Below are 26,046 nucleotides of genomic sequence, written 5' to 3' on the forward strand. Positions count from 1 at the left end.
CGATGGCAAGTCACTTGCCCCGCGTGTTTTTTATGTCGGTTTGTGGGACGGCTTGCTGCCGCCCATGTGCTTCGCCCCACCGCTGGCGATCAGCTCGGCCAGTTCGGAAACGTCGAGCAACGCACACATGTGTTCAATCACCGTGCCCGCCAGCCATGGCCGTTGACCACGGTGGGTGCGCCATTTGATTTCGTTCGGGTCCAGGCGCAACGAGCGGCTGACCTGATGCACTGCCAGCCCCCACTCGTAACCCTGAACCGAAATAACGTATTGCAGGCCCTGACGGAAGTCATCGCGATAGCGGTCGGGCATGACCCAACGGGCGGTATCGAGCACTTTCAGGTTGCCGGCCTGGCTCGGCAGGATTCCGAGGAACCATTCCGGCTGACCGAACAGCGGTGTCAGTTCCTGACCGGCCAGGGAATAAATCGAGCCCAGGCACACCAGCGGCACCGCCAGGGTCAACCCGGCGACATCGAACAACAGGCATTCGAACGGCTCGGCGGCCCACGCAGGACGGCCGTTGGTTTCCACTGGCGGCGGCGTGTTGCTCGGCGGCAGATGGACTTCGACGATCGGCGGCACAAGCGCTTGCAACTGCGGTGCGGTCGGAGGTACCAGCTCTTGCTGCAGCGGAGCGGTCGGCGGTACCAGCGCTTGCAGCAGCGGAGCGATGGTCGATACCGGCGCCAGAGCCGGCGCTTCCATCAGCGCCACCGGGGTTTTCACCACAGGTGCGGTGACCGGCGCGGCAACGGCTGGCGGTTTCTCGGCCGGCTTCTGCGCATCGCGCGCCTGCTCTTCAAGCACCGCGGCCTGGAATTCGTCCAGCGCCGCTTCAACCTCGACCACCTCGGGAATCGCTTCGATTTCCGGCGGCAACTCTTCGGTCGCGTCCATCAACAAGCTGTCCAGATAGGACTGGAGCGCAAGTTGCGGACGGGAAGTGATTTTTACCGGGCGATTCATCTCACGCCACCTGCGCAACGGATTGCTGCGTCAGCAAGTGCTTGAGCAGTGCGCGATAGGCCAGCACGCCGCGGCTCTTGCCGTCGAATTGCGAAGGCGTCACGCCGGCACGGCTGGCGTCGCGCAAACGCGTATCGACCGGGATGTAGCCTTGCCAGATTTCTTCCGGGTACTTGTCGCGCAACACCCGCAAGGTCCCGAGCGACGCCTGCGTGCGCCGGTCGAACAGGGTCGGCACGATGTTGAATGCCAATGGCTGCTTGCGCGAACGGTTGATCATCGCCAGCGTATTGACCATGCGCTCCAGGCCTTTGACCGCCAGGTGCTCGGTCTGCACCGGAATCACCAATTGCTGACTGGCCGCCAAGGCATTGACCATCAGCACGCCGAGCAACGGCGGGCTGTCGATCACCGCGTAATCGAAGTCCTGCCACAATTGCGCCAGGCTCTTGGCAATCACCAGGCCCAAACCACTCTGCCCCGGCGACTGGCGCTCAAGCGTCGCCAGCGCAGTGCTGGACGGCAACAGGGAAATACTCGCGTGACTGGTGGGCAACAGCAACTGACCGGGCAAGCCTTGCGGCACGCTGCCCCGGTGCAGGAACAGGTCGTAGCTGCTGTGTTCCAGGCTGTCGGGGTCGTAACCGAAGTAGCTGGTCATCGAGCCGTGGGGATCGAGATCGACCACGACCACGCGCTTGCCCGCCTCAGCCAGCAACCCGGCTAAAGCGATAGAGGAAGTGGTTTTACCAACACCACCCTTTTGATTGGCAACGGCCCAGACTCTCATTCGGATTGTTCCTCCCGGTCGATTCGACCGGGAAATAGCTCAACGTGTTAATGCGGGTGACGGAGAATTGACGGCGCTCTCTCGTCCCGGCGACTTGACTGGTGCAGGTGCAGTTTGTGTGCCAGCACGCTTCAACGCGGCATCCGGTTGCGCATGAGCGGTTCCGGTGCCTGTGAGGCTGCGACGGACATCAAGATTTCGTGACACCACCAACACCACACGACGGTTGCGCGCACGGCCTTCGGCGGTCGCGTTGTTGGCCACCGGCTGGAATTCGCCGTAACCCACCGATGCCAACCGACCAGGATTTACCCCCTGCATCGCCAGCATCCGCACGATGCTCGCCGAACGGGCCGAGGACAGCTCCCAGTTGGTCGGGTATTGCGCGGTGCGGATCGGTTGATCGTCGGTGAAACCTTCGACGTGAATCGGGTTGTCGAATGGCCTCAGGATCACTGCGACCTTATCGATGATGTTGAACGCCATGTCGCTGGGCATGGCATCGCCGCTGCCGAACAACAGGCTGGAATTGAGTTCGATCTCGACCCACAGCTCGTTGCCGCGAACGGTCATCTGGTTGGAGCTGATCAAGTCGCCGAACGCGGCGCTGATGTCATCGGCAATACTTTTCAGCGGGTCGCTGGCACCGGCGATGCCGGTGTCGACCTGTTCGCTGTCCTTGACCAGCGGCTTGGCCGGGGTCACGGTTTTCGGACGCTCCTCACCGATGGGGATCGGCTGGAGCGAACGATCCGAATCGGTGAACACGCCGATCAACGCTTGCGAGATGATCTTGTACTTGCCTTCGTTGATCGAAGAGATCGAGTACATCACCACGAAAAAGGCGAACAGCAACGTAATGAAGTCGGCATAGGAAACGAGCCAGCGTTCATGGTTTACATGTTCTTCAGGTTGGCGACGGCGTGCCATGGTCCATGTCTCCCATCAATCCATGAAGCCCTGAAGCTTCAACTCAATAGAGCGAGGGTTTTCACCTTCGGCGATCGACAGGATGCCTTCCAGCAACATTTCGCGATAACGCGACTGACGCAATGCAACGGATTTGAGTTTGGCGGCAATCGGCAACAGCACCAGGTTGGCACTGGCGACACCGTAGATGGTGGCGACGAAGGCCACGGCGATGCCGCTGCCCAGTTGCGACGGATCGGCCAGGTTGCCCATGACATGGATCAGGCCCATCACCGCACCGATGATGCCGATGGTCGGCGCGTAGCCGCCCATGCTTTCGAAGACTTTGGCGGCTTCGATGTCACGGCTTTCCTGGGTGTAGAAATCCACTTCCAGAATGCTGCGAATCGCTTCCGGCTCAGCGCCGTCCACCAGCAGTTGCAGGCCTTTGCGCGAGTAGGCGTCGGGTTCGGCGTCGGCGATACCTTCCAGACCGAGCAGACCTTCCTTGCGGGCGGTCAGGCTCCAGTTCACCACGCGGTCGACGCCGCCGGCCAGGTCCACGCGCGGCGGGAACAGGATCCAGCCAACAATCTGCATGGCGCGCTTGAACGCGCTCATCGGCGATTGCAGCAGCGCCGCGCCGACGGTCCCGCCGAGCACGATCAACGCTGCCGGACCGTTGGCCAGCGCACCGAGATGGCCGCCTTCAAGGAAGTTGCCACCGATGATGGCGACGAACGCCATGATGATCCCGATAAGGCTGAGTACGTCCATCAGATGCACGCCTCGACCAGGTGCTTGCCAATGTCGTCGAGACCGTACACCGCATCGGCGAGTTCGGCTTTTACGATGGCCATCGGCATGCCGTAGATCACGCAGCTGGCTTCATCCTGAGCCCAGATCGAGCTGCCGCCCTGCTTGAGCAGGCGCGCGCCTTCACGACCGTCGGCGCCCATGCCGGTCAGTACCACCGCCAGAACTTTGTCACCGTAGGACTTGGCAGCCGAACCGAACGTGATGTCCACGCACGGCTTGTAGTTCAGACGTTCGTCGCCCGGCAGGATTTTCACCGCGCCACGGCCGTCGATCATCATTTGCTTGCCACCCGGCGCCAGCAGCGCCAGGCCCGGACGCAGGATGTCGCCATCCTCGGCTTCCTTGACGCTGATGCGGCAGAGCTTGTCCAGACGCTCGGCGAACGCCTTGGTGAAGGCGGCCGGCATGTGCTGGATCAACACGATCGGGGCCGGGAAATTGGCCGGCAGCTGGGTCAGAACCCGTTGCAGGGCAACCGGGCCGCCCGTGGACGTACCGATGGCAACCAGTTTGTAGGCTTTGCGTTTCGGCGCTGGTGACGATGGGCTGGCCGCGAATGTGCGAGCCGGGATCGGTGCCGGTGCCGGACGAGCAGGTGCGCTGCCGCCATAACTGCCGATGCTGGAAGGCGCAGGTGTCGGCGCGGGGGCTGCGACCGGTGCCGGCGCGCTGTAGGCGCTGACACGACGGTTACTGCGCGAGATGCTGAGAATCTTCTCGCACAGCAGTTGCTTGACCTTCTCGGGATTGCGCGAGATGTCTTCGAAATTCTTCGGCAGGAAATCCACCGCGCCGGCATCCAGCGCGTCCAGGGTGACCCGGGCGCCTTCGTGCGTCAGCGAGGAGAACATCAACACCGGGGTCGGGCAGCGCTGCATGATGTGCCGCACTGCCGTGATGCCATCCATCATCGGCATCTCGTAGTCCATGGTGATCACGTCCGGCTTGAGGGCCAGGGCCTGATCGATCGCCTCTTTTCCGTTGGTCGCCGTACCGACGACCTGGATATTCGAATCCGCTGAAAGAATTTCCGAGACGCGGCGGCGGAAAAACCCCGAATCGTCCACCACCAGGACTTTGACTACCATAAACACTCCGTTAGGCGGGGGCGAGGCTTCGTCGCCCCGCTCCCCCAGAATCAAATACGCCGTGCGGCGTAACGCTTGAGCATGCTCGGAACATCGAGAATCAGCGCAATGCGACCGTCACCGGTGATGGTGGCGCCCGACATGCCCGGGGTTCCCTGGAGCATTTTGCCCAATGGCTTGATGACCACTTCTTCCTGGCCGACCAGTTGATCGACAACGAAGCCGATCCGCTGGGTGCCCACCGAAAGGATCACCACATGGCCTTCGCGCTGCTCTTCGTGAGCGGCGGAGCTGACCAGCCAGCGCTTGAGGTAGAACAGTGGCAGCGCCTTGTCCCGCACGATCACCACTTCCTGGCCGTCCACCACGTTGGTGGTCGACAGGTCGAGGTGGAAGATCTCGTTGACGTTCACCAGCGGGAACGCGAACGCCTGGTTGCCGAGCATGACCATCAGCGTCGGCATGATCGCCAGGGTCAACGGGACCTTGATGACGATCTTCGAGCCCTTGCCCTTGGTCGAGTAGATATTGATGGTGCCGTTGAGCTGGGCGATCTTGGTTTTCACCACGTCCATGCCCACGCCACGACCCGACACGTCGGAGATCTCGGTCTTGGTCGAGAAACCCGGTGCGAAGATCAGGTTGAAGCAGTCGGACTCGCTGAGGCGGTCCGCCGCATCCTTGTCCATCAAACCTTTCTTCACCGCGATGCCGCGCAACACGTCGGCGTCCATGCCCTTGCCGTCATCGGAGATGGACAGCAGGATGTGGTCGCCTTCCTGTTCAGCGGACAAAATCACTTTGCCGCTGCGCGGTTTGCCCATCGCTTCGCGATCGGCCGGCTCTTCGATACCGTGGTCGACCGAGTTGCGCACCAAGTGGACCAGCGGGTCGGCCAGGGCCTCGACAAGGTTTTTGTCGAGGTCGGTTTCTTCGCCGACCAGCTCCAGGTTGATCTCTTTCTTGAGCTGGCGAGCCAGGTCGCGAACCAGACGCGGGAAGCGCCCGAAGACTTTCTTGATCGGTTGCATCCGGGTCTTCATGACAGCGGTCTGCAAGTCGGCCGTGACCACGTCGAGGTTCGACACGGCTTTGGACATGGCTTCATCGGCGCTGTTGGCACCCAGGCGAACCAGGCGGTTACGCACCAGTACCAACTCGCCGACCATGTTCATGATTTCGTCGAGACGCGCGGTGTCGACCCGCACGGTGGTCTCGGCTTCGCTGGCCGGTTTTTCCGCAGGCGGCGCGGCCGCTGCACGGGCAGGTGCCGGTGCAGCAGCGGCGGCGGCAGGTTTCGGTGCAGCGGCGGCAGCAGGCTTCGCTGCTTCGGCTTTTGGTTCGGGCGCCTTGGCGACAGATGCCGAGGCCTTGGCGACGGGCGTTGCTACCGAAGAGGCGGCGGAACCGGTGCCGACTTCAGTGAACTTGCCTTTGCCATGCAATTCGTCGAGCAGCGATTCGAACTCGTGATCCGAGATCAGATCGCCGCCAGCCGCTGCTGCGGTTGGCGCAGCCGGGGTCGGTACCGAGGCAATGGCCGATTCCAGCGCGTCGACGGCAAAGTTGCCCTTGCCGTGCAGCTGATCGAGCAGTGCTTCGAACTCATCGTCAGTAATGTCGGAACTGTCACCTGGCGCTTTCGGCGCAGCCGGTGCGGCAGGCGCAGCGGGTGTTGCCACCGCGTCGACGGCGAACTGGCCTTTGCCGTGCAACTGATCGAGCAACGACTCGAACTCGGCATCGGTGATTTCATCGCTGGTCGCGGCATCGCCGGCCGGCAGCGCAACAGCGGCCGGGGCCTCAGCCTGAGCCTTGACGGCGTTCAGCGAGTCCAGCAGTTGTTCGAATTCGTTATCAGTGATGTCGCCTGATTCGGCTTCGGCAGCCGGCTCTTCCACCACTTCAGCCACAGGTGCGGCTTGATCGGCGGTTTGCGGCTCGGCCAGACGGGCCAGGGCTGCAAGCAATTCAGGCGTGGCGGCCGTTATCGGGCCGCGCTCGCGGACTTCGCTGAACATGCCGTTCACCGCGTCCAGCGCTTCGAGAACCACGTCCATCAATTCCGAATCGACGCGACGTTCACCCTTGCGCAGGATGTCAAACACGTTCTCGGCGATGTGACAGCACTCCACCAGCTCGTTGAGCTGGAGGAAGCCGGCGCCCCCTTTTACAGTGTGAAAACCGCGAAAAATTGCATTGAGCAAGTCCGCATCATCCGGTCGGCTTTCAAGCTCGACCAGCTGTTCGGACAGTTGCTCTAGAATCTCGCCGGCCTCAACCAGGAAATCCTGAAGGATCTCTTCATCGGCGCCGAAGCTCATTAAGGGGGTGCTCCTAAAGGTCTAAAAACCTAAAAAACCTAAAATGCTAAAAAATCTAAAATCCTAGGCTGGATAACAAATCGTCCACATCGTCCTGACCGGACACAACGTCTTCTCTTTTATCGGCATGAATCTGCGGACCTTCACCCTGAGAGAGATGTTTTTGCGGATCTTTTTCTGCAAGCATCGCTTCACGGTCATGTTCGATGCCCGCAAAGCGGTCCACCTGACTGGCCATAAGCACGAGCTTGAGCAGGTTGCTTTCAACTTCAGTGACCAATTGGGTCACACGCTTGATCACCTGACCGGTGAGGTCCTGGTAATCCTGAGCGAGCAGAATGTCGTTGAGGTTGCTCGACACCGCACGGTTGTCCGCGCTGCTGCGTGCCAGGAAACCATCGACACGCCGTGCCAGTTCACGAAACTCCTCAGCCCCGACTTCGCGACGCATGAACCGCCCCCAGTCCGTGCTCAGCGCCTGAGCTTCATCGCTCAGGCTGTTGACCAGCGGCGTGGAGTTTTCGACCAGATCCATGGTGCGGTTGGCTGCGGCCTCTGTCAGCTTGACAACGTAACCCAGACGCTCGGTGGCATCTGTGATCTGGGACACTTCCTCGGCTTGCGGCATGTGCGGGTCAATCTGAAAATTGACGATCGCACTGTGCAGCTCGCGGGTGAGCTTGCCCACTTCCTGATACAGGCCGCGGTCACGGGTCTGGTTGAGCTCATGGATCAGTTGCACAGCGTCGCCGAACTTGCCTTTTTCAAGGCTTTCGACCAGTTCGACCGCGTGTTTTTTCAGGGTCGATTCAAAATCGCCCTGTGAAGATTCGTTTTGGTCCATAGCTTCCCCGTGGCGCAGTTTCTCAACCGATGCGTTCGAAAATCTTCTCGATTTTTTCTTTCAACGCCTGGGCCGTGAAGGGTTTGACCACATAGCCGTTTACGCCGGCCTGGGCCGCTTCGATGATCTGCTCGCGCTTGGCTTCAGCGGTCACCATCAGCACTGGCAGGTGCTTGAGCTTTTCATCGGCGCGCACGTGGCGCAGCAGATCGATACCGGTCATGCCAGGCATGTTCCAGTCCGTTACCAGAAAGTCGATGCTTCCGCTGTTGAGAACCGGAATGGCGGTGATGCCATCGTCAGCCTCGACCGTGTTGGTGAACCCAAGGTCACGCAACAGGTTTTTTATGATCCGCCGCATCGTTGAGAAGTCATCAACGATGAGGATTTTCATGTTCTTGTCCAATTCGACCTCCAAGCAGTCTTAAACGCGCCCAGCACCTGGACGCGCCATTTCAATCAATCCGGCAAAGCACTCAATGACTGTCTGGAGCACAACAGATCGAGACCGGCGCAGTTCAACACCACACCAGCCAAGTTCGCAGTGTCCCCACACTGCCTTCAGCGCGCTCGCCACTCCCCCAAACGCCCCCGCAAACGGGCCGCGCACTGGCTGTGTAACTGGCTGACCCGAGATTCGCTGACCCCCAGGACCTCACCGATTTCCTTGAGATTCAACTCTTCGTCGTAGTACAGCGCCAACACCAGTCGCTCACGCTCCGGCAAATTGGCAATCGCGTCCGCCAGCGCTGCCTGGAAGCGTTCATCTTCCAGATCGCGCGACGGCTCGAGATGAGCACTCGCGCCATCCTCATGCAGCCCTTCGTGTTCGCCGTCCTGCAACAGGTCGTCGAAACTGAACAAGCGGCTGCCCAGGGTGTCGTTCAAAATCCCGTAGTAATCGTCGAGACTCAATTGGAGTTCGGCCGCAACTTCGTGATCTTTAGCGTCACGGCCGGTTTTAGCTTCAATCGAGCGAATTGCGTCGCTGACCATGCGGGTATTGCGGTGGACCGAACGTGGTGCCCAGTCCCCTTTGCGCACTTCATCAAGCATGGCGCCGCGGATCCGGATGCCCGCGTACGTCTCGAAACTCGCGCCTTTGCTGGCGTCATATTTGGTGGATACTTCAAGCAGGCCGATCATCCCGGCCTGGATCAGGTCTTCGACCTGGACACTGGCTGGCAGTCGCGCCAGCAGGTGGTAAGCAATGCGTTTGACCAGTGGCGCGTAACGCTCGATCAGCTCGTACTGCGCGTCACGCGCCGACTTCTTGTAGAGGTTGTAACCGCTGGCTGTCATAGCACGGGTCCTGCCGTTTGTTGCACGAGGCGCTCGACGAAAAACTCCAGGTGCCCGCGCGGGTTGGCAGGCAGCGGCCAGGTATCGACCTTTTGTGCGATGGCCTTGAAAGCCAGGGAGCACTTGGAACGAGGGAAGGCTTCATAGACCGCGCGCTGCTTCTGCACAGCCTTGCGCACGCTTTCGTCGTACGGCACCGCACCAACGTATTGTAAGGCGACGTCGAGGAAGCGGTCCGTGACCTTGGTCAACTTGGCGAACAGGTTGCGGCCTTCCTGCGGGCTCTGGGCCATGTTGGCCAGGACGCGGAAGCGGTTCATGCCGTAGTCGCGGTTGAGCAATTTGATCAGGGCGTAGGCATCCGTGATCGAAGTCGGCTCGTCGCAGACCACCAGCAAGACTTCTTGCGCGGCGCGAACAAAACTGACTACCGAGTCACCAATACCCGCAGCGGTGTCGATCACGAGCACGTCGAGGTTGTCGCCGATATCGCTGAACGCCTGGATCAGGCCGGCATGCTGGGCCGGACTCAGATGAACCATGCTTTGTGTGCCGGACGCGGCCGGGACGATACGGATGCCGCCTGGCCCCTGCAACAATACGTCGCGCAGCTCACAGCGGCCTTCGATGACGTCGGCCAGGGTACGTTTGGGTGTCAGTCCCAACAGGACGTCGACATTCGCCAGCCCCAGATCGGCGTCCAGCAGCATGACGCGCCGGCCGAGCTCAGCTAGAGCCAGGGACAAGTTCACTGACACATTAGTCTTCCCGACGCCACCTTTGCCGCCGGTCACCGCGATCACCTGTACGGGATGCATGCTGCCCATGTTATTTCTTTACCTTGTCTTGCATAGACGGAGGCCACATTACTGGCTGCGCGTTCATCAACTGAACAATGCATGGCAGACCATCGATGTAGGTACAAAAACTGTTCATTAATACCTCAGCCAACCTGCTTGGTCGGGCTGTGATAAATATCAGCGAACATGTCAGCCATGGCTTCTTCGCTGGGTTCTTCCTGCATTTGCACGCTAACGGCGCGACTGACCAACTGATGACGACGCGGCAGATGCAGATCATCCGGAATACGCGGTCCATCAGTCAGGTAAGCCACCGGCAATTCATGACTGATCGCCAGGCTCAACACCTCGCCCAGGCTTGCCGTCTCATCCAGTTTAGTCAGGATGCAGCCAGCCAGCCCGCAGCGCTTGTAACTGTGATAAGCGGCGGTTAGAACCTGTTTTTGGCTGGTGGTTGCCAGAACCAGATAATTTTTTGATTTGATGCCACGACCGGCCAGGCTTTCGAGCTGCATGCGCAATGCCGGATCGCTGGCCTGAAGGCCCGCGGTATCGATCAGCACCACGCGCTTGCGCAGCAAAGGATCCAGCGCCTGCACCAGGGACTGGCCCGGATCGACGTGCGTCACCGACACATTGAGGATCCGGCCGAGGGTCTTGAGTTGTTCCTGAGCACCGATGCGGTAGCTGTCCATGCTCACCAGCGCGATGTTCTGCGCGCCGTACTTGAGCACGTAACGAGCCGCGAGCTTGGCCAGGGTGGTGGTCTTGCCCATGCCGGCAGGGCCGACCATGGCAATCACGCCGCCCTCTTCCAGTGGCTCGACTTCCGGTGTGGCGATCATCCGCGCCAGGTGCGCCAGCAACATGCGCCAGGCCTGACGAGGTTCATCAATGTCGGTAATCAGCTCCAGCAGATCGCGGGACAACGGACCGGACAAACCGATGCGTTGCAGGCGGCGCCAAAGGTTGGCCTGGGCCGGGCGGCTGCCTTGCAACTGATTCCAGGCCAGCGAACCGAGTTGTACTTCCATCAGTTCGCGCAGGCTGTTGAGTTCGAAACGCATCGAGTCGAAGGCACGCGGATCAACACCGGTCGCGGCAGGCGCAGGGGCCGGTGCCGGGCGACGAGGTTCAGCGTAGGTCGGTTCGATCAGTGGCTCGGCGGCAGTCAACGGCAGGCCGGCGAACAACTGGCGATTGGTGGACTTGTCGCTCTCGCCATCGCTGCGCAGGCTCAGTTCGGCCTGGGCGGTGACGATCCGCGACTGGGTCTTGCGCAGCTCATCCTCGAGTTCCATGTTCGGAACACGCGGGGCCAGCGCCGACAGTTTGTAATCCAGAGCGGCCGTCAGCTCGACACCACCGGCGATCCGGCGGTTGCCAATGATGGCGGCATCAGCGCCCAGCTCATCACGAACCAGCTTCATGGCCTGACGCATATCGGCGGCGAAAAAACGCTTAACTTGCATAAACCACTACCTCAGCCGTTGGGCCCTACTGTCGCAACGATGGTCACTTGCTTGTTGTCAGGGATTTCCTGGTAAGCCAACACATGCAAACCCGGGACTGCCAGTCGGCCGAATCGCGACAGCATCGCGCGAACCGGGCCGGCCACCAGCAGAATCACCGGCTGACCTTGCATTTCCTGACGCTGCGCCGCATCGATCAACGAGCGTTGCAGTTTTTCAGCCATGCTTGGCTCCAGCAGAACGCCCTCTTCCGAGCCTTGTCCTGCCTTCTGAAGACTATTGAGCAATATTTGTTCCAACCTTGGCTCCAAGGTGATAACTGGCAGCTCCGACTCAGTCCCCACAATGCTTTGGACGATTGCACGAGATACGCCGACGCGGACGGCGGCCACCAGCGCGGCAGTATCTTGACTCTTGGCGGCATTGTTCGCGATCGCTTCGGCGATGCTGCGAATGTCCCGTACGGGCACTTGTTCGGCCAGCAACGCCTGGAGCACCTTGAGTAGCTGCGACAACGAAACCACGCCCGGCACCAGCTCTTCCGCCAGTTTTGGCGAGCTTTTGGCCAGCAATTGCATGAGTTGCTGCACTTCTTCGTGGCCAATCAGCTCACTGGAGTGCTTGTACAGAATCTGGTTCAAATGGGTTGCCACTACCGTACTGGCATCGACCACGGTGTAACCGAGGGATTGTGCCTGTGCGCGCTGACTGACTTCGATCCAGACCGCCTCCAGCCCGAAAGCCGGATCTTTGGCGGTAATACCGTTGAGCGAACCGTAGACCTGACCTGGGTTGATCGCCAGTTCGCGGTCCGGATAAATCTCCGCTTCGGCCAGGATCACCCCCATCAGAGTGAGGCGATAGGCGCTCGGCGCGAGGTCGAGGTTGTCACGGATATGCACAGTCGGCATCAGGAAGCCCAGATCCTGGGACAGTTTTTTACGCACACCCTTGATCCGCGCCAGCAGCTGACCACCCTGATTGCGGTCCACCAGCGGAATCAGACGATAGCCGACTTCCAGGCCAATCATGTCGATCGGCGTCACATCGTCCCAGCCAAGCTCCTTGGTTTCCTGAGCGCGAGCCGGCGATGGCAGCAATTCCTGCTGACGCTTGACCTCTTGCAGGGCCTGAACCTTGACGATGTTCTGCTTCTTCCAGAACAGGTACGCGCCACCGGCCGCCAGGGCCGCCATGGTCAGAAAGGAAAAGTGCGGCATGCCGGGCACCAGGCCCATCACTGCCATCAGGCCCGCTGCCACGGCCAGCGCCTTGGGCGAGGCGAACATCTGGCGATTGATCTGTTTGCCCATGTCTTCCGAACCGGAAGCACGGGTCACCATGATCGCTGCAGCTGTAGATAACAACAGTGATGGCAATTGCGCCACCAAACCGTCACCGATGGTCAGCAACGCGTAAACCCTGCCCGCATCACCGAAGGTCATGCCGTGCTGGAAGATACCGACCGCCATGCCGCCGATCAGGTTGATGAACAGAATCAGCAAACCGGCAATGGCGTCGCCACGCACGAATTTGCTGGCACCGTCCATGGAACCGTAGAACTCGGCTTCCTGGGCCACTTCCATCCGGCGCATCTTGGCCTGGTTCTGATCGATCAGGCCGGCGTTCAAATCGGCGTCGATCGCCATTTGTTTGCCGGGCATCGCATCGAGGGTGAAACGTGCGCTCACCTCGGAAATCCGCCCGGCACCCTTGGTTACCACGACGAAGTTGATGATCATCAAAATCGCGAAGACCACGATACCGACCACGTAGTTACCGCCGATCACCACCTCACCGAACGCCTGGATCACCTTACCGGCGGCGGCGTGGCCGTCCTGCCCGTGAAGCATCACCACTCGCGTGGAGGCCACGTTCAGCGCCAGTCGCAACAACGTTGCCACCAGCAGAATGGTCGGGAACACCGCGAAATCCAGCGGCCGCAACGCGTAGACGCAGACCAGCAGCACGACGATCGACAGCGCGATGTTGAACGTGAAGAACACGTCCAGCAGGAACGGCGGCACCGGCAGCATCATCATGGCCAGCATGACCAGCAGCAACAACGGCACGCCCAGATTGCCCCGACTTAAGTCGGCAACGTTTGTGCGGGCACTGTTGAGTAACTGAGAGCGATCCACCGGTTTTCCCCGTTCCTTTAAAGCAAACTTTTGACGCCTGAAGCAGACGCAGGGCGGCTACTGCAAGAAGCCTTCCAACTTTTGCCGAGAGCTTGGAACAGAGGGGTTTCTGGGGGGAATTGTGTCGTCCGGGCTGACGCCTTCGCGGGCAAGCCTTGCTCCTACAGGACGGATGGCACAGATGTTTTTGTGGTCGACGCAAACCCTGTAGGAGCGAGGCTTGCCCGCGAAGGCGTCGGCACAACTAGCGCAAAACTCAGGAATCGCGGCGCAGATCCGGTGGAATCGGCAAGTCATCCTTGAGCGGATCCGGCCGCTTGCCCTTGCCCGCGCGGTGCTGTCGGATCTGGTAGACGTAGGCCAATACCTGAGCGACGGCCAGATAGAGCCCGCCAGGAATTTCCTGCTCCAGCTCCGTGGAGTAATAGATCGAACGCGCCAGGGCCGGAGACTCCAACAGCAGCACTTCGTTGGCCACGGCGATTTCACGGATTTTCAGGGCCAGGAAATCACTGCCCTTGGCAATCAGCATCGGCGCCGCGCCCTTGTCCGGGTCGTATTTGAGCGCCACGGCATAGTGAGTCGGGTTGGTAATGACCACATCGGCCTCGGGGATGGCCGCCATCATCCGGCGCTGGGACATCTCGCGCTGCAACTGGCGAATGCGCTGCTTGACCTCCGGCCTCCCCTCCTGATCCTTGTGCTCGTCGCGCACTTCCTGCTTGGTCATCAGCAGCTTCTTGTGGCTTTCCCAGAGCTGCACCGGCACGTCGACGGCGGCGATGATGATCAAGCCGCACGCCATCCACAGGGTACTCCAGCCGACCACTTGCAGGCTGTGAATGATCGCCATTTCCAACGGCTCATGCGCAATGCGCATCAGGTCGTCGATGTCGGAATTCAACACCGCCAGCGCGACGAACAGCACAATGAAAAACTTCGCCAGGGCCTTGAGCAGCTCCACCAGCGCCTTGGCCGAGAACATCCGCTTCAGCCCCGCGCCGGGGTTCATGCGACTGAATTTCGGCGCCATCGAGCCTGCCGCGAACAGCCAGCCACCGAGGGAAATCGGGCCGAGAAATGCCGCCAGCAGCAAGGTGATCATCACCGGCTGAATCGCCAACAGGGCAATCTGCCCCGAGTGCAGGAGGAAGGTGCCCATGCTGCGCTGATCCAGAATCACTTCCCGCGACAGCGTGAAGTTCATGCGCATCAGCTCCATCATGTCCTGCGCCAAAGCCCCGCCGAAAATCAGCAGCGCACCGGCACCGGCGAGCATGATCGCCAGGGTATTGAGCTCTTTGGAGCGCGCAATCTCGCCCTTGTCCCTGGAGTCCTTTTTACGTTTCTCCGTGGGGTCTTCTGTTTTGTCCTGACCGCTTTCGCTCTCAGCCATGACTCAGCGCGCCCGTGCCAGTTCGCGCAACCACTGCAAGGCCTCGGTAGCCAGCGGTTGGTACTGATTGATGATGTCCGCCAGCCCGACCCAGACAATGAACAGCCCGAGCACCAGGGTCAGCGGAAAGCCGATGGAAAAGATGTTCAGTTGCGGCGCGGCACGGGTCATCACGCCAAACGCGATGTTGACCACCAGTAGCGCGGTGATCGCCGGCAACACCAGCAACAATGCCGCACCCAGCACCCAACCGAGCTTGCCGGCCAGGTCCCAGAATTGCGAAACCATAAAGCCGCTACCGACCGGGAGCGTGGTGAAACTTTCAGTGAGAATTTCGAAGACCACCAAGTGGCCATTCATGGCCAGGAACAACAGCGTCACCAGCATGGTGAAGAACTGCCCGATCACCGCCACCGACACGCCGTTGGTGGGGTCGACCATCGACGCGAAGCCCATGCCCATCTGAATCGAAACGATCTGCCCGGCGACCACGAAGGCCTGGAAGAACAGTTGCAGGGCGAACCCCATCACCGCGCCGATGAGGATCTGCTCGGCAATCAGCAGCAACCCGCTCAAGTCCAGCGCATTGACCGGCGGCATTGGCGGCAACCCGGGCGCAATCACGACCGTGATCGCGAGGGCGAAATACAGACGCACCCGCTGGGGCACCAGGGTCGTACCGAAAACCGGCATGACCATCAGCAAGCCACCGATGCGAAACAGGGGCAACATGAACGTCGCCACCCAGGTGCTGATCTGGGTATCGGTCAGTTGCAGCAGTGACTGCATGGCTTAGCCGATGACCCGAGGAATATTGCCGTACAACTGCAGGATGTATTCCATGAACGTCTGCACCAGCCACGGACCGGCAACGATCAGCGTCACCAGCATGACCAGCAGGCGCGGCAAGAAGCTCAGGGTTTGTTCGTTGATCTGCGTAGCCGCCTGGAACATCGCGACCAACAGGCCCACCAGCAGACTCGGAATCACCAGCACGGCGACCATCATGGTGGTCAGCCAGAGCGCTTCACGAAAGATGTCTACCGCAACTTCCGGCGTCATGGCGAAACACCGCCGAAGCTACTCGCCAATGTCCCGATGATCAGCGCCCAGCCATCCACCAGCACGAACAGCATGATCTTGAACGGCAGGGAAATGATCAGCGGCGAGAGCATCATCATACCCATGGCCATCAGCACACTGGCGACGACCAGGTCGATGATCAGGAATGGAATGAAGATCATGAAGCCGATCTGGAACGCGGTTTTCAGCTCGGACGTGACGAAGGCCGGCACCAGGATGGTCAGCGGCGCCTGATCCGGCGTGGCGATGTCCGTGCGCTTGGACAGGCGCATGAACAGTTCCAGATCGCTGCTGCGCGTCTGCGCCAGCATGAAGTCCTTGATCGGCACCTGAGCCTTGGCCACGGCATCCTGGGCGGTGAGTTTTTCCGCCAGATACGGCTGCAAGGCATCCTGGTTCACCCGGTCAAACACCGGCGCCATGATGAACAGGGTCAGAAACAGCGCCATGCCCGTGAGGATCTGGTTCGACGGCGTCTGCTGCAGGCCCAGGGCCTGACGCAGGATCGAGAAGACGATGATGATCCGCGTGAAGCTGGTCATCAGCATGACGAACGCCGGAATGAAACTCAGCGCGGTCATGATCAGCAGGATTTGCAGGCTGACCGAATATTCCTGAGCGCCCTGTGCGTTGGTGCCCAGGGTGATCGCCGGGATCGACAACGGATCGGCGGCGAAGGCCAGCGGCGCGGCCAGCATCAGGGCCAGCGTCAAGATGATGCGTAGCGCACCCATTACTTCTTATCCTTCTGATCCTTGCCCATCAGTTCCATCAGGCGCAGGGCAAATTCCGGGGTCGCTTTCTCGGTGACCGGTACGTGCACCGGCTCCTTGAGCACATGCAGCGCGGTGATGGTGCCGGGGCTCAAACCGAGCAGAATCTGCTCGTTGCCGACCTGCACCAGCATCAATCGGTCACGCGGACCCAGCGCCCGGGAACCGATCAACTCGATCACCTGCGCCTTGCCCGCAGGCCCGGCCTGCTGGACCCGGCGCAGCAGCCAGGCGAGGAAGAAGATCAACCCCAGCACCAGCAGCAGACCGAGCACCAATTGCGTCAACTGGCCCGCCACACCGCTGCTGACAGCAGGTGCGACGGCCACGGCAGCATTAGCCACCGGTTCGGCCGCCAACGCACTGAACGGCAAGGCCAGTAACAACCCCGAAAGCTTTTTCACTCAGCGCAGCTTCTTGATGCGTTCGCTTGGGCTGATCACGTCGGTCAGGCGGATGCCGAACTTCTCGTTGACCACCACCACTTCACCGTGAGCGATCAACGTACCGTTGACCAGCACGTCCAGCGGCTCACCGGCCAGGCGATCGAGCTCGATCACCGAACCCTGGTTGAGCTGCAGCAGGTTACGGATGTTGATGTCGGTGCTGCCGACTTCCATGGAAATCGACACCGGGATGTCGAGGATCACGTCCAGGTTCGGACCGTCCAGGGTTACCGGATCGTTGTTTTTCGGCACGCTGCCGAATTCTTCCATCGGCAGACGGTTCGACGACGAACCAGCAGCGTCAGCCGCCAGCAAGGCGTCAATGTCGTCCTGCCCGGCATCGCCGGTTTCTTCCAGGGCCGCAGCCCATTCGTCAGCCAGCGCCTGGTCGTCCTGAGTATTCATATCGTCAGCCATCATGTGTCCTCGGCGGGCAACCCATCAGAGGGCAGCCGTCAGTTAAAAGCGAATATGTAGAGGCGCCGGTCAACGGCGCTCGATCGGCTCGATCACTTGCAACGCGAGGTTGCCTTTGTGCGAGCCCATCTTGACCTTGAACGCAGGCACGCCATTGGCGCGCATGATCATTTCTTCCGGCATTTCGACCGGGATAATGTCCCCCGGCTGCATGTGCAGAATGTCGCGCAGGCGCAACTGGCGACGGGCAACCGTAGCGCCGATCGGCACGTCGACGTCGAGCACGTCCTGGCGCAGGGCATTGACCCAACGCTCGTCCTGATCGTCGAGGTCCGACTGGAAGCCGGCGTCGAGCATTTCGCGCACCGGCTCGATCATCGAGTACGGCATGGTCACGTGCAGGTCGCCGCCACCGCCATCGAGTTCGATGTGGAAGGTCGACACCACAATGGCTTCGCTCGGGCCGACGATGTTGGCCATGGCCGGGTTCACTTCCGAGTTGATGTACTCGAAGTTCACTTCCATGATCGCCTGCCAGGCTTCCTTCAGATCGACGAAGGCCTGCTCCAGCACCATGCGCACCACACGCAGTTCGGTCGGGGTGAATTCACGCCCTTCGATCTTCGCGTGACGGCCATCGCCGCCGAAGAAGTTGTCCACCAGTTTGAACACCAGTTTGGCGTCGAGGATGAACAGCGCCGTGCCGCGCAACGGCTTGATCTTGACCAGGTTGAGGCTGGTCGGCACGTACAGCGAGTGCACGTATTCGCCAAACTTCATCACCTGCACACCACCGACGGCAACGTCCGCCGAGCGGCGCAGCATGTTGAACATGCTGATGCGGGTGTAGCGGGCGAAACGCTCGTTGATCATTTCCAAGGTCGGCATGCGTCCACGGACGATGCGATCCTGGCTGGTCAGGTCGTAGCTTTTGACACTGCCGGGTTCGGCAGCGGTATCGGTCTGTACCAGACCATCGTCGACACCATGCAACAGCGCATCGATCTCATCCTGGGACAGCAGGTCCTGCACGGCCATGTCGTGTTCCTACTGCAGTACGAAATTAGTGAAAAGCAACTGTTCGATGACCACTTTGCCGAGCTCTTTCTGCGCCACTTCCTGGACGCTGGCCGTGGCTTTCTGGCGCAGCATTTCCTGACCGACCGGCGACGCCAGGGTCGCGAAATCCTGCCCGGAGAACAGCATGACAAGGTTGTTGCGGATGACCGGCATGTGGACTTTCAGGGCTTCCAGGTCGGCCTGATTGCGACCTTGCATGGTGATGCTCACCTGCATGAAGCGCTGGCGGCCGTTCTGGTTGTAGTTGGCCACGAAGGCCGGCGCCATTTGCTCGAAAACCGCTGGTTGCTTGCCGGCCGGGGCAGTTTCAACCGCGGCGGCAGGCTTGCTCTGAGCGCTGTGCATGAAGAACCAGGTCGCTCCCACGGACAAGCCGATCGCCAGCAGCAGGGCCACCACGATCACAATGATCAGCTTGATTTTGCCTTTGGTTGCGGGGTCTTTTACTACTGCTTCGCTCTTCGCCATGCCAATAATCCGTCACTATTCGGGTTTTCACAGTCGCACGGCAAGGCAAGAGCAAGTGTTATGCCAGAAGTGTCGGGAGGTATTGGAGACAGCGAATGATCGGCGAATACCGCACTTGTAGGAGCGAGGCTTGCCCGCGAAGAACGATGTTGCGGTTTAACTGACAAACCGCGTCATCATTCTTCGCGGGCAAGTCGGAACGCCGAACCGCTCGCTCCTACAAGGGATTGCGTTTGATCAGGCGTAGTAGTCGACGGCGCTGGAACCGATGACACTGGTGGTACTCGCCGCGACTTCGGCAACGGTCGGCGCGAGCTCTTCATCCACGCCATCGAGGCGACCACCGCTGGCGTTGCTGCGCCCGCCCTGCCCCTGCTGAGCCTGTTGTTCCTGACCCTGCCCCTGCCAGCCACGCGACTGGTCAGACACGTTGACATCGACCTGCCCCATGCCCTGCTGCGCGAACATGTCACGCAAGCGGTGCATCTGACCATCGAGCGCTTCGCGAACGCTTGGATGCGCGCTCATGAAGGTCACTTGGGTCTGCTGGTCCGGCACCATGTTCACCCGAATATCGAGACGCCCCAGTTCGGCCGGTTGCAACTGGATATCGGCCGCCTTGAGATTGGCGCTGGACAGGTACATGACCCGGTTCACGATCTCTTCGGTCCAGCCGCTTTGATTCATCGTGATCGGCTGATTCACCGGTACCGCGTTGGCGGTTTTCGGTGTAGCTGCCTGAGTCAGCGCCGCCAGACGGTTGGCGAAGTCGTCGACGCGGGTATCGCTGCTCGCCGACTTCAAGTCCTTGAGGCCGTCATCGATCAACCCACTGAAGGTTTTCTCACCGCCCTGGCTGGTACTGTCCTTGTCCGCCTGCACATCGAGCATGCCCGCCATGCCGGCGGCAAAGTTCTGTGCCGAGGTGGGTTCGCCATCAGCCTGGGCCTGAGCAGCCGTCGGCGCTGCCTTGGGTTGCGCCTGACTGGCAGCGGAAATATGACCGCCCTGCTCCATGGCCATACGCACGGCCGGCAGCGCATCCAGCGGATCGGCTTCAGGATCGAACGCGTCATCCGTCGGTGCGGCAATCTGTGCCGCCGCCACTGGCGCAGCAACAGGCGCCTGGACTTGCGGCTGCTCAGTGACCACCACTGGCGGTGCTTGCGAAACCGGAGCTGCCACCACGGCTTGCAACGCTGGCAGCAATGACGGATCGAGAGCCGGATCAACCGGCGCCGTGTCGACGACTACCGGGGTTTCTGCGGTATCCGCGGCATCTGCGGCATCATCGCTGGCAGCCTTGTCGTCGGCCGGCGCCGGTTTATCGGCGGGCAAGGTTTTGCCGCTATCGGCAACCGTCGGTTCCGGGGCGGCAGCATTGTCGTTGCCGACGCTCTTTTTATCGGGGCTGTCCGGGGCTTTATCGCGCACCGGCTTCGGCGTTCCATCGGTGGCCGCCGAGGGCTTGTTCTGGGCTTGATTGGCGTAGACCTGAGCGAAGCTGGAGGCTTTGTCCCCGGGCTCAGCGGACAGCGCCGGTGGATTGGCGGAGGCGGCTTGAGTCTTGGCCTGAGCGGCGGCCTGAAGAAGAATATTGGGGGTAACGGGCATGAAACGGTCTCCGCTGCACTGGGATCGTAGGTACAGTTGCGGAGATTGCTGCAAGGGTTGCGCCAGTTTTGTTCGAACGGCGCTAAAAACGCCGGACGGTCGCACTGTCAGCGAGAGAGCGCTGGCGCTCTGCTTCGTAGAGGGTGCGGATAATCGCGAATTCACTATCGATTTCGCTGATCAGTTTCTCGATGCCTTCCAGCGACTTCTGTTTGCTTCGCTGCTCAAGCTCATTGCACAACTGCGCGAGGCGAATGGCGCCCATGTTGCTGCAACTGCCCTTGAAACTGTGCGCGGTGGCACCGAGCGTCTCGGCATCGTCAGCCTTGTGCAGCTGACTCAAGCGCTCTGTGGAATCGGCAAGAAAAGTATCCAGCAACGTCGAATACTCATCCTCCATGACCTCTTGCAACGCGCTCAGCACGTCGCGATCCAGATGTGTGTCAGCCACTTGCTCACTCCTTGATCAAGAATGCGCGGATTATGCCAGAGCCTCCCAGAAAAATTCCACGCGGGCACTACGACCATCGTCGGACCAGTTGGCGTTACGGCTCAACTGGCGGATCAGACTGACCCCGCGTCCCGACAGACGGGCACCATCGAGGGGGCGCGCCATCACCCTGTCGACATCAAAACCCTTGCCACTGTCTTCGACACGAATCGTCAGGCAACCGCCCTCACCTTTGGGCGCGACCTGCAAATGCACCCGCACATAGCCGTCCTGCAGCTCGTCCAGACGTGCATTGCGCTGTTGATAATAGCGGGCAAAACCCGAGGCATCGCGTTTCAGGCTTGAGTCCAGCCCCAGCACGCCGTGCTCCAGTGCATTGGAGTACAACTCCGCGAGCACACTGTAAAGCGCACCGCTCTGGGCGCGCAAACCATGCACTTCCAGCAGCAACTGCAAAAGATACGGCAATGGATTGAAGCGCTTGAGGGTGGCCGCACGAAACTCGAAACTCACCGACCAGTCCAGCGGGCAGGACTGACCGCTGTCGGAATACACCAGGGCCGGCGGGCTCAGCTGCGCAGCCTCCAACAGGCTGACTTCGACCATGCTGACATCGTCGCGAGCCTCACCGCGAAAATCCCGCAGCGCCTGCTCGATCTCCTCGAACAGTTGATCTGGCCGACGATTGGCCGCAAACACCCGCTGCAATCGCTCGACGCCGAACAACTGCTCATTGGCATCGCACGTATCGATCACCCCGTCAGACAACAGGAACACCCGATCCCCGACCGCCATCGGAAACACTTCGGTGCGATCATCGAACGTCTGCGGGCTCAGCACGCCCAGCGGCAAATGCCGAGCCGTCAGCTGTGTGCGCTCGCCGCTGGCAATACTGTGCAGGTAACCGTCCGGCATCCCGCCGTTCCAGACCTCCACCGAGCGCCGCTGAAAACTCAGGCACAGCAGCGTCGCACAACAGAACATGTCCACCGGCAGGATGCGCTTGAGCTTGGCGTTCATCTCGCGCAGGGTTTCCGACAGGCCATAACCCTTGGCGGTCATGCCGTAGAAGACCTCGGCCAGCGGCATCGCCCCAACGGCGGCCGGCAAGCCATGGCCGGTAAAATCGCCGAGCAGCACGTGCATGTCGCCGGCCGGCGTGAACGCCGCGAGCAGCAAATCGCCATTGAACAGCGCATAAGGCGATTGCAGGTAGCGGATGTTGGGGGCGTTCAGGCAGCCGGAATGGGCGACCTTGTCGAACACGGCCTTGGCCACACGCTGCTCGTTGAGCAGGTAATCGTGGTGCCTGGCAATTTGGTCGCGCTGCTCCAGCACGGTGGCCTGCAACCGGCGCAAGCGGTCCATTGCCTTGATTTTGGCGGCGAGGATCACCTGGTTATAGGGTTTTGCCAGAAAGTCGTCACCGCCAGCCTCCAGACAGCGCGCCAAGGCTTCGCTTTCGCTCAGCGACGTCAGGAAGATGATCGGCACCAGGGTTTCCCCGGCCAGCGCCTTGATCTGCCGTGCCGCCTCGAAACCGTCCATCACCGGCATCATGGCGTCCATCAAGACCAGTTGCGGTCGTTGTAAGCGAAACGCTTCAACCGCTTCGGCACCGTTGGCCGCCGTCAGGACTTCATGGCCCTGGCGACGGACGATACTCGACAGCAGCATGCGGTCGGCCGCGCTGTCTTCGGCAATCAGGATCGTCAGCGGCTCGAGCGGCTGCACGTTGGTCAACTGATGTCGAACAGTTTGTCGAAGTTGGAGATGGCGAGAATCTTCTTCACGTCAGAACTGCTGTTGACGACGCGAATGTCGGAATCGTCGCCACCGGCGTGATCACGCAGCAGAAGCAGCATGCCCAGTGCAGAACTGTCGAGGTAGGTCGCTTCTTTCAAATCGACGACCACTGCAGAGAGTTCCTTGTTCTCGTAGGACTCGCGAAATTCCTGATGTTTGGCGAAGTCGAATCGTCCTCTGATCGATATCGTCAGTTTTTGCCCATCCGGAGAGACTTCTGTAACGACTGACATTGAACGGCATCCTTGTCATTGGTGAACATACTTGTACAAGGTTTAGCACTTGACGGAGATGGGGGCAAGGCTGGAAAGGGGCGGAGTTTTTGAGGACGCCTTCGCGGGCAAGCCTCGCTCCTGCGGGATTTGTGCCGTTCACGAAATCATGGACGATGCGAAACCTGTAGGAGCGAGGCTTGCCCGCGAAGAACGATAACGCGGTCGACCTGAATCAGTACGGACTCTCACGCGGCAACCGCTGGGACAACTCGTCCATCAGCTTCTGTTCGCGCCTGTCTTCCAGCTGTCGCGCCTCGTCTGCGTAACGCTGAACCAGTTTGCGCAAGCCTTCGACCCGGGCAAATGCCTGCTGCCAGGTTTCCCGCGCCTTGTTCAGATTGTTCTGATGCCACGCCAGGCTTTGTCGCTGCTGATCGATGGCGGTGCCCAGTTGCGCGAGGAAGCCCTGATAACCCAGCAGCCACTGGCCCGAGACGCCGCTGCTGCCGCGCACGATCCATTGTTCCTGATAGTCGAGTCGAAAGGCTTCAAGGTCGGCGAGCTTGCTTTCTGCCACGCGAACCTGGCCCTGAAAATGGCCTAACCGCTGAGCGGCGGTTTTCTCGGCCTTTTCGGCCATTTCGACCACCGGCGCCAGACGCCCTGCCCGACTCTGGGCCATGATCGATTAACCGCCAGCCGCAGGCGCGAAGATCGAGCCCAGATAGGATTCGCTTTCGCCCAGGCTGATGCTGTCGTTCAACCCTTGGCGCAGGTATTTGGCCAGCTGCGGCTGCAGGGAAATCGCCAGGTCGGTCTCGCGATCACCGCCAGCGACGTAGGCGCCGACACTGATCAGGTCGCGACTCTGTTGATAGCGCGACCACAACTGCTTGAAATACTGGGCGCGGGTCATGTGTTCCGGCGACACCACCGACGGCATGACACGGCTGATCGACGCTTCGATGTCGATGGCCGGGTAATGCCCTTCCTCGGCCAGACGCCGGGACAGGACGATGTGCCCGTCAAGCACACCCCGCGCCGAGTCGGCGATCGGATCCTGCTGGTCATCGCCTTCGGACAACACGGTATAAAACGCGGTGATCGAACCGCCGCCCTTTTCAGCGTTACCCGCCCGCTCCACCAGTTTCGGCAACTTGGCGAACACCGATGGCGGATAACCCTTGGTCGCCGGCGGCTCGCCAATGGCCAGGGCGATTTCCCGCTGGGCCTGGGCGAAACGAGTCAGCGAGTCCATCAGCAACAGGACATTCTTGCCCTTGTCGCGGAAATACTCGGCGATCCGCGTGCAATACATCGCGGCACGCAGACGCATCAGCGGCGCATCATCCGCCGGGGACGCCACGACCACCGAACGCTTGAGCCCTTCTTCACCGAGGATGTGCTCGATGAATTCCTTAACTTCGCGACCCCGTTCACCGATCAGCCCGACAACGATAATGTCGGCCTCGGTGAAGCGGGTCATCATGCCCAGCAGCACACTCTTGCCGACGCCGGTACCGGCGAACAGCCCGAGCCGCTGACCGCGACCGACCGTTAACAAACCGTTGATGGAGCGAATGCCCACGTCCAGCGGCTCGCTGATCGGGTGACGCTTGAGCGGGTTGATCGTCGGGCCGTCCATCGGCACCCAGTCTTCAGCCTTCATTCCGCCCTTGCCGTCCAGCGCACGACCGGCGCCATCGAGCACTCGTCCGAGCATGCTCATGCCCATCGGCAGGCGACCGGTATCGGCCAACGGCACCACTCGGGCACCAGGCGCGATGCCGGCGACGCTGCCGACCGGCATCAGAAAGACTTTGCTGCCGGAGAAGCCCATGACTTCGGCTTCGACCTGCACCGGATGGTAACTGTCGTCGTTGATGACCATGCAGCGGCTGCCCATGGCGGCGCGCAGGCCTTCAGCTTCGAGGGTCAGGCCGACCATGCGCAGCAAGCGGCCTTCGAGGATCGGTGCGCCGGCCAGTTCCGTGGCCTCGGCGTAACTGCCCAGGCGCTTGGCGAAGCTGGTGCGATCAAGGCGCATCGGGGACGTCCGGCTCGGCTTCGACGGCAGGCTTGGCGTCGATTGGCAGTTCCAGGCTCAGGTCCGGCGCGGCCGGGTGCAGGGCCTGCTCGTGCAACTGATCGAACAGTTTGTCCATGACCCGCGCGATGCGCGTTTCAACGGTGGCGTCGATGCGACTGTGCTCCGTCTCGACCCGGCAACCACCAGGCAACAAGGCTTCGTCCTCGACGATGCGCCAGGTTTCTTCATGGCGTTCGCGCAGGGCTTTGACCTGTTCGAAATCCTGCGGATTGATGTACAGCCGCACATTGCCCACGCCCAGCGGCAACAGCTTGAGGGCGTCGCGCATGACGTGTTCGATCTGCGTCGAGTCGATGGCCAGTTCGCGCTGAATCACCTGTTTGGTGATGTGCTGCACGAGATCGACCAGCGACTTTTCGATCTGGGTGTCTTGCTCGGCGATAGGCTCGAACAAGTTGGCCATCAGTTGCTCAAGCGCGGCGACTTTCGGCGCCAGGACCGCCTCTGCTTCCTGACGGACCTTGAGCGTGGTGCTGTGAAAACCTTCTTTCTCGCCCGTGGCGAAGCCTTCGTTGTAGGCCTCCTGGCGAATGCTTTCGAGTTCTTCGAGGGTCAGTGGCTGGACTTCTTCCAGCGGCACTTCCTCCATTTCCGGCGGCTCGGGCTCTGGTTCCGGCTCGGGCTCCGGTGCAGGCGGGTCGAAACTGGGCAGCGACCAGGTGTCGAAACCCGCGACGTCCTTGGCGCGGATCAGGTCGGTCTGGGACTCATCATGTTTGGACGACATAG

Annotated in this window: 27 protein-coding genes; all 27 read right to left on the minus strand. The window is 60.7% G+C overall.

Annotated elements, in window-relative coordinates; genetic code table 11:
* Positions 1–30: 30 nt before the first annotated feature.
* Entirely contained in the window at positions 31–969 is a 939-nt protein-coding gene (locus tag KGA82_RS03665) for a CheW domain-containing protein (protein ID WP_223449633.1), read from the minus strand.
* 1 nt (position 970) lies between these two features.
* Complete coding sequence (locus tag KGA82_RS03670) at positions 971–1,759, minus strand: ParA family protein (protein ID WP_008039835.1); 789 nt, start codon at positions 1,757–1,759, stop codon at positions 971–973.
* Between the two features lie 39 nt (positions 1,760–1,798).
* Positions 1,799–2,689 (minus strand): flagellar motor protein MotD, encoded by an 891-nt coding sequence (gene motD, locus KGA82_RS03675; RefSeq protein ID WP_223449634.1) that lies wholly within the window; start codon positions 2,687–2,689, stop codon positions 1,799–1,801.
* 15 nt (positions 2,690–2,704) lie between these two features.
* Positions 2,705–3,445 carry a flagellar motor protein gene (locus tag KGA82_RS03680; protein WP_008024616.1) on the minus strand — a complete coding sequence of 247 codons (741 nt, stop codon included), beginning with the start codon at positions 3,443–3,445 and terminating at the stop codon, positions 2,705–2,707.
* Positions 3,445–4,575: a chemotaxis response regulator protein-glutamate methylesterase gene (locus KGA82_RS03685; protein WP_223449635.1), complete on the minus strand. Its 1,131-nt coding sequence runs from the start codon at positions 4,573–4,575 to the stop codon at positions 3,445–3,447. Before KGA82_RS03685 ends, KGA82_RS03680 begins: the two co-directional genes overlap by 1 nt.
* Positions 4,576–4,625: 50 nt before the next feature.
* Positions 4,626–6,899 (minus strand): chemotaxis protein CheA, encoded by a 2,274-nt coding sequence (locus tag KGA82_RS03690; RefSeq protein ID WP_223449636.1) that lies wholly within the window; start codon positions 6,897–6,899, stop codon positions 4,626–4,628.
* A gap of 55 nt (positions 6,900–6,954) precedes the next feature.
* The gene (locus KGA82_RS03695; protein ID WP_008039817.1) at positions 6,955–7,743 is read right to left on the minus strand and encodes a protein phosphatase CheZ; all 789 of its coding nucleotides are present in this window, start codon (positions 7,741–7,743) and stop codon (positions 6,955–6,957) included.
* A 22-nt stretch (positions 7,744–7,765) separates the two neighbouring features.
* Positions 7,766–8,137: a chemotaxis response regulator CheY gene (locus KGA82_RS03700; RefSeq protein WP_008006721.1), complete on the minus strand. Its 372-nt coding sequence runs from the start codon at positions 8,135–8,137 to the stop codon at positions 7,766–7,768.
* A gap of 167 nt (positions 8,138–8,304) precedes the next feature.
* Complete coding sequence (gene fliA, locus KGA82_RS03705) at positions 8,305–9,045, minus strand: RNA polymerase sigma factor FliA (protein WP_007894214.1); 741 nt, start codon at positions 9,043–9,045, stop codon at positions 8,305–8,307.
* On the minus strand, positions 9,042–9,872 hold the full coding sequence (gene fleN / locus KGA82_RS03710; protein ID WP_008001746.1) for a flagellar synthesis regulator FleN: 831 nt from the start codon (positions 9,870–9,872) through the stop codon (positions 9,042–9,044). Before fleN ends, fliA begins: the two co-directional genes overlap by 4 nt.
* A 116-nt stretch (positions 9,873–9,988) precedes the next feature.
* The gene (gene flhF / locus KGA82_RS03715) at positions 9,989–11,317 is read right to left on the minus strand and encodes a flagellar biosynthesis protein FlhF (protein WP_008024604.1); all 1,329 of its coding nucleotides are present in this window, start codon (positions 11,315–11,317) and stop codon (positions 9,989–9,991) included.
* A gap of 11 nt (positions 11,318–11,328) precedes the next feature.
* Positions 11,329–13,458, minus strand: a complete 2,130-nt coding sequence (gene flhA, locus KGA82_RS03720; protein WP_008039816.1) for a flagellar biosynthesis protein FlhA — start codon at positions 13,456–13,458, stop codon at positions 11,329–11,331.
* A 256-nt stretch (positions 13,459–13,714) separates the two neighbouring features.
* Entirely contained in the window at positions 13,715–14,854 is a 1,140-nt protein-coding gene (gene flhB, locus KGA82_RS03725) for a flagellar biosynthesis protein FlhB (RefSeq protein WP_192419620.1), read from the minus strand.
* A gap of 3 nt (positions 14,855–14,857) precedes the next feature.
* A complete protein-coding gene (gene fliR, locus KGA82_RS03730) occupies positions 14,858–15,643 on the minus strand; it encodes a flagellar biosynthetic protein FliR (RefSeq protein WP_207285368.1) in 786 nt (261 codons plus the stop codon).
* Positions 15,644–15,646: 3 nt separating this feature from the next.
* Positions 15,647–15,916: a flagellar biosynthesis protein FliQ gene (gene fliQ, locus KGA82_RS03735; RefSeq protein WP_008024593.1), complete on the minus strand. Its 270-nt coding sequence runs from the start codon at positions 15,914–15,916 to the stop codon at positions 15,647–15,649.
* Positions 15,913–16,671: a flagellar type III secretion system pore protein FliP gene (gene fliP / locus KGA82_RS03740; RefSeq protein ID WP_008039813.1), complete on the minus strand. Its 759-nt coding sequence runs from the start codon at positions 16,669–16,671 to the stop codon at positions 15,913–15,915. Before fliP ends, fliQ begins: the two co-directional genes overlap by 4 nt.
* A complete protein-coding gene (gene fliO / locus KGA82_RS03745; RefSeq protein WP_008024589.1) occupies positions 16,671–17,114 on the minus strand; it encodes a flagellar biosynthetic protein FliO in 444 nt (147 codons plus the stop codon). Before fliO ends, fliP begins: the two co-directional genes overlap by 1 nt.
* Entirely contained in the window at positions 17,115–17,573 is a 459-nt protein-coding gene (gene fliN, locus KGA82_RS03750; protein ID WP_008039811.1) for a flagellar motor switch protein FliN, read from the minus strand.
* Positions 17,574–17,642: 69 nt separating this feature from the next.
* Positions 17,643–18,611 carry a flagellar motor switch protein FliM gene (gene fliM / locus KGA82_RS03755; protein WP_008024584.1) on the minus strand — a complete coding sequence of 323 codons (969 nt, stop codon included), beginning with the start codon at positions 18,609–18,611 and terminating at the stop codon, positions 17,643–17,645.
* Positions 18,612–18,620: 9 nt separating this feature from the next.
* Positions 18,621–19,121: a flagellar basal body-associated protein FliL gene (fliL, locus tag KGA82_RS03760; protein WP_223449637.1), complete on the minus strand. Its 501-nt coding sequence runs from the start codon at positions 19,119–19,121 to the stop codon at positions 18,621–18,623.
* Between the two features lie 237 nt (positions 19,122–19,358).
* Positions 19,359–20,735 (minus strand): flagellar hook-length control protein FliK, encoded by a 1,377-nt coding sequence (locus KGA82_RS03765; RefSeq protein ID WP_223449638.1) that lies wholly within the window; start codon positions 20,733–20,735, stop codon positions 19,359–19,361.
* Positions 20,736–20,817: 82 nt separating this feature from the next.
* Positions 20,818–21,186, minus strand: coding sequence for an Hpt domain-containing protein (locus tag KGA82_RS03770; protein WP_223449639.1), 369 nt, complete (start codon positions 21,184–21,186; stop codon positions 20,818–20,820).
* 30 nt (positions 21,187–21,216) lie between these two features.
* A complete protein-coding gene (locus KGA82_RS03775) occupies positions 21,217–22,920 on the minus strand; it encodes a SpoIIE family protein phosphatase (protein WP_223449640.1) in 1,704 nt (567 codons plus the stop codon).
* Positions 22,921–22,925: 5 nt separating this feature from the next.
* Positions 22,926–23,225, minus strand: coding sequence for an STAS domain-containing protein (locus tag KGA82_RS03780; protein ID WP_008024574.1), 300 nt, complete (start codon positions 23,223–23,225; stop codon positions 22,926–22,928).
* A gap of 214 nt (positions 23,226–23,439) precedes the next feature.
* The gene (gene fliJ, locus KGA82_RS03785; protein ID WP_008024572.1) at positions 23,440–23,889 is read right to left on the minus strand and encodes a flagellar export protein FliJ; all 450 of its coding nucleotides are present in this window, start codon (positions 23,887–23,889) and stop codon (positions 23,440–23,442) included.
* Positions 23,890–23,895: 6 nt separating this feature from the next.
* The gene (gene fliI, locus KGA82_RS03790; protein ID WP_223449641.1) at positions 23,896–25,254 is read right to left on the minus strand and encodes a flagellar protein export ATPase FliI; all 1,359 of its coding nucleotides are present in this window, start codon (positions 25,252–25,254) and stop codon (positions 23,896–23,898) included.
* The gene (gene fliH, locus KGA82_RS03795) at positions 25,244–26,044 is read right to left on the minus strand and encodes a flagellar assembly protein FliH (protein WP_008035210.1); all 801 of its coding nucleotides are present in this window, start codon (positions 26,042–26,044) and stop codon (positions 25,244–25,246) included. Before fliH ends, fliI begins: the two co-directional genes overlap by 11 nt.
* Positions 26,045–26,046 lie beyond the last annotated feature (2 nt).

Origin of the sequence: Pseudomonas sp. BF-RE-22, from assembly GCF_019956155.1 — a bacterium.
GTDB classification, from domain to species: Bacteria; Pseudomonadota; Gammaproteobacteria; order Pseudomonadales; family Pseudomonadaceae; genus Aquipseudomonas; species Aquipseudomonas migulae.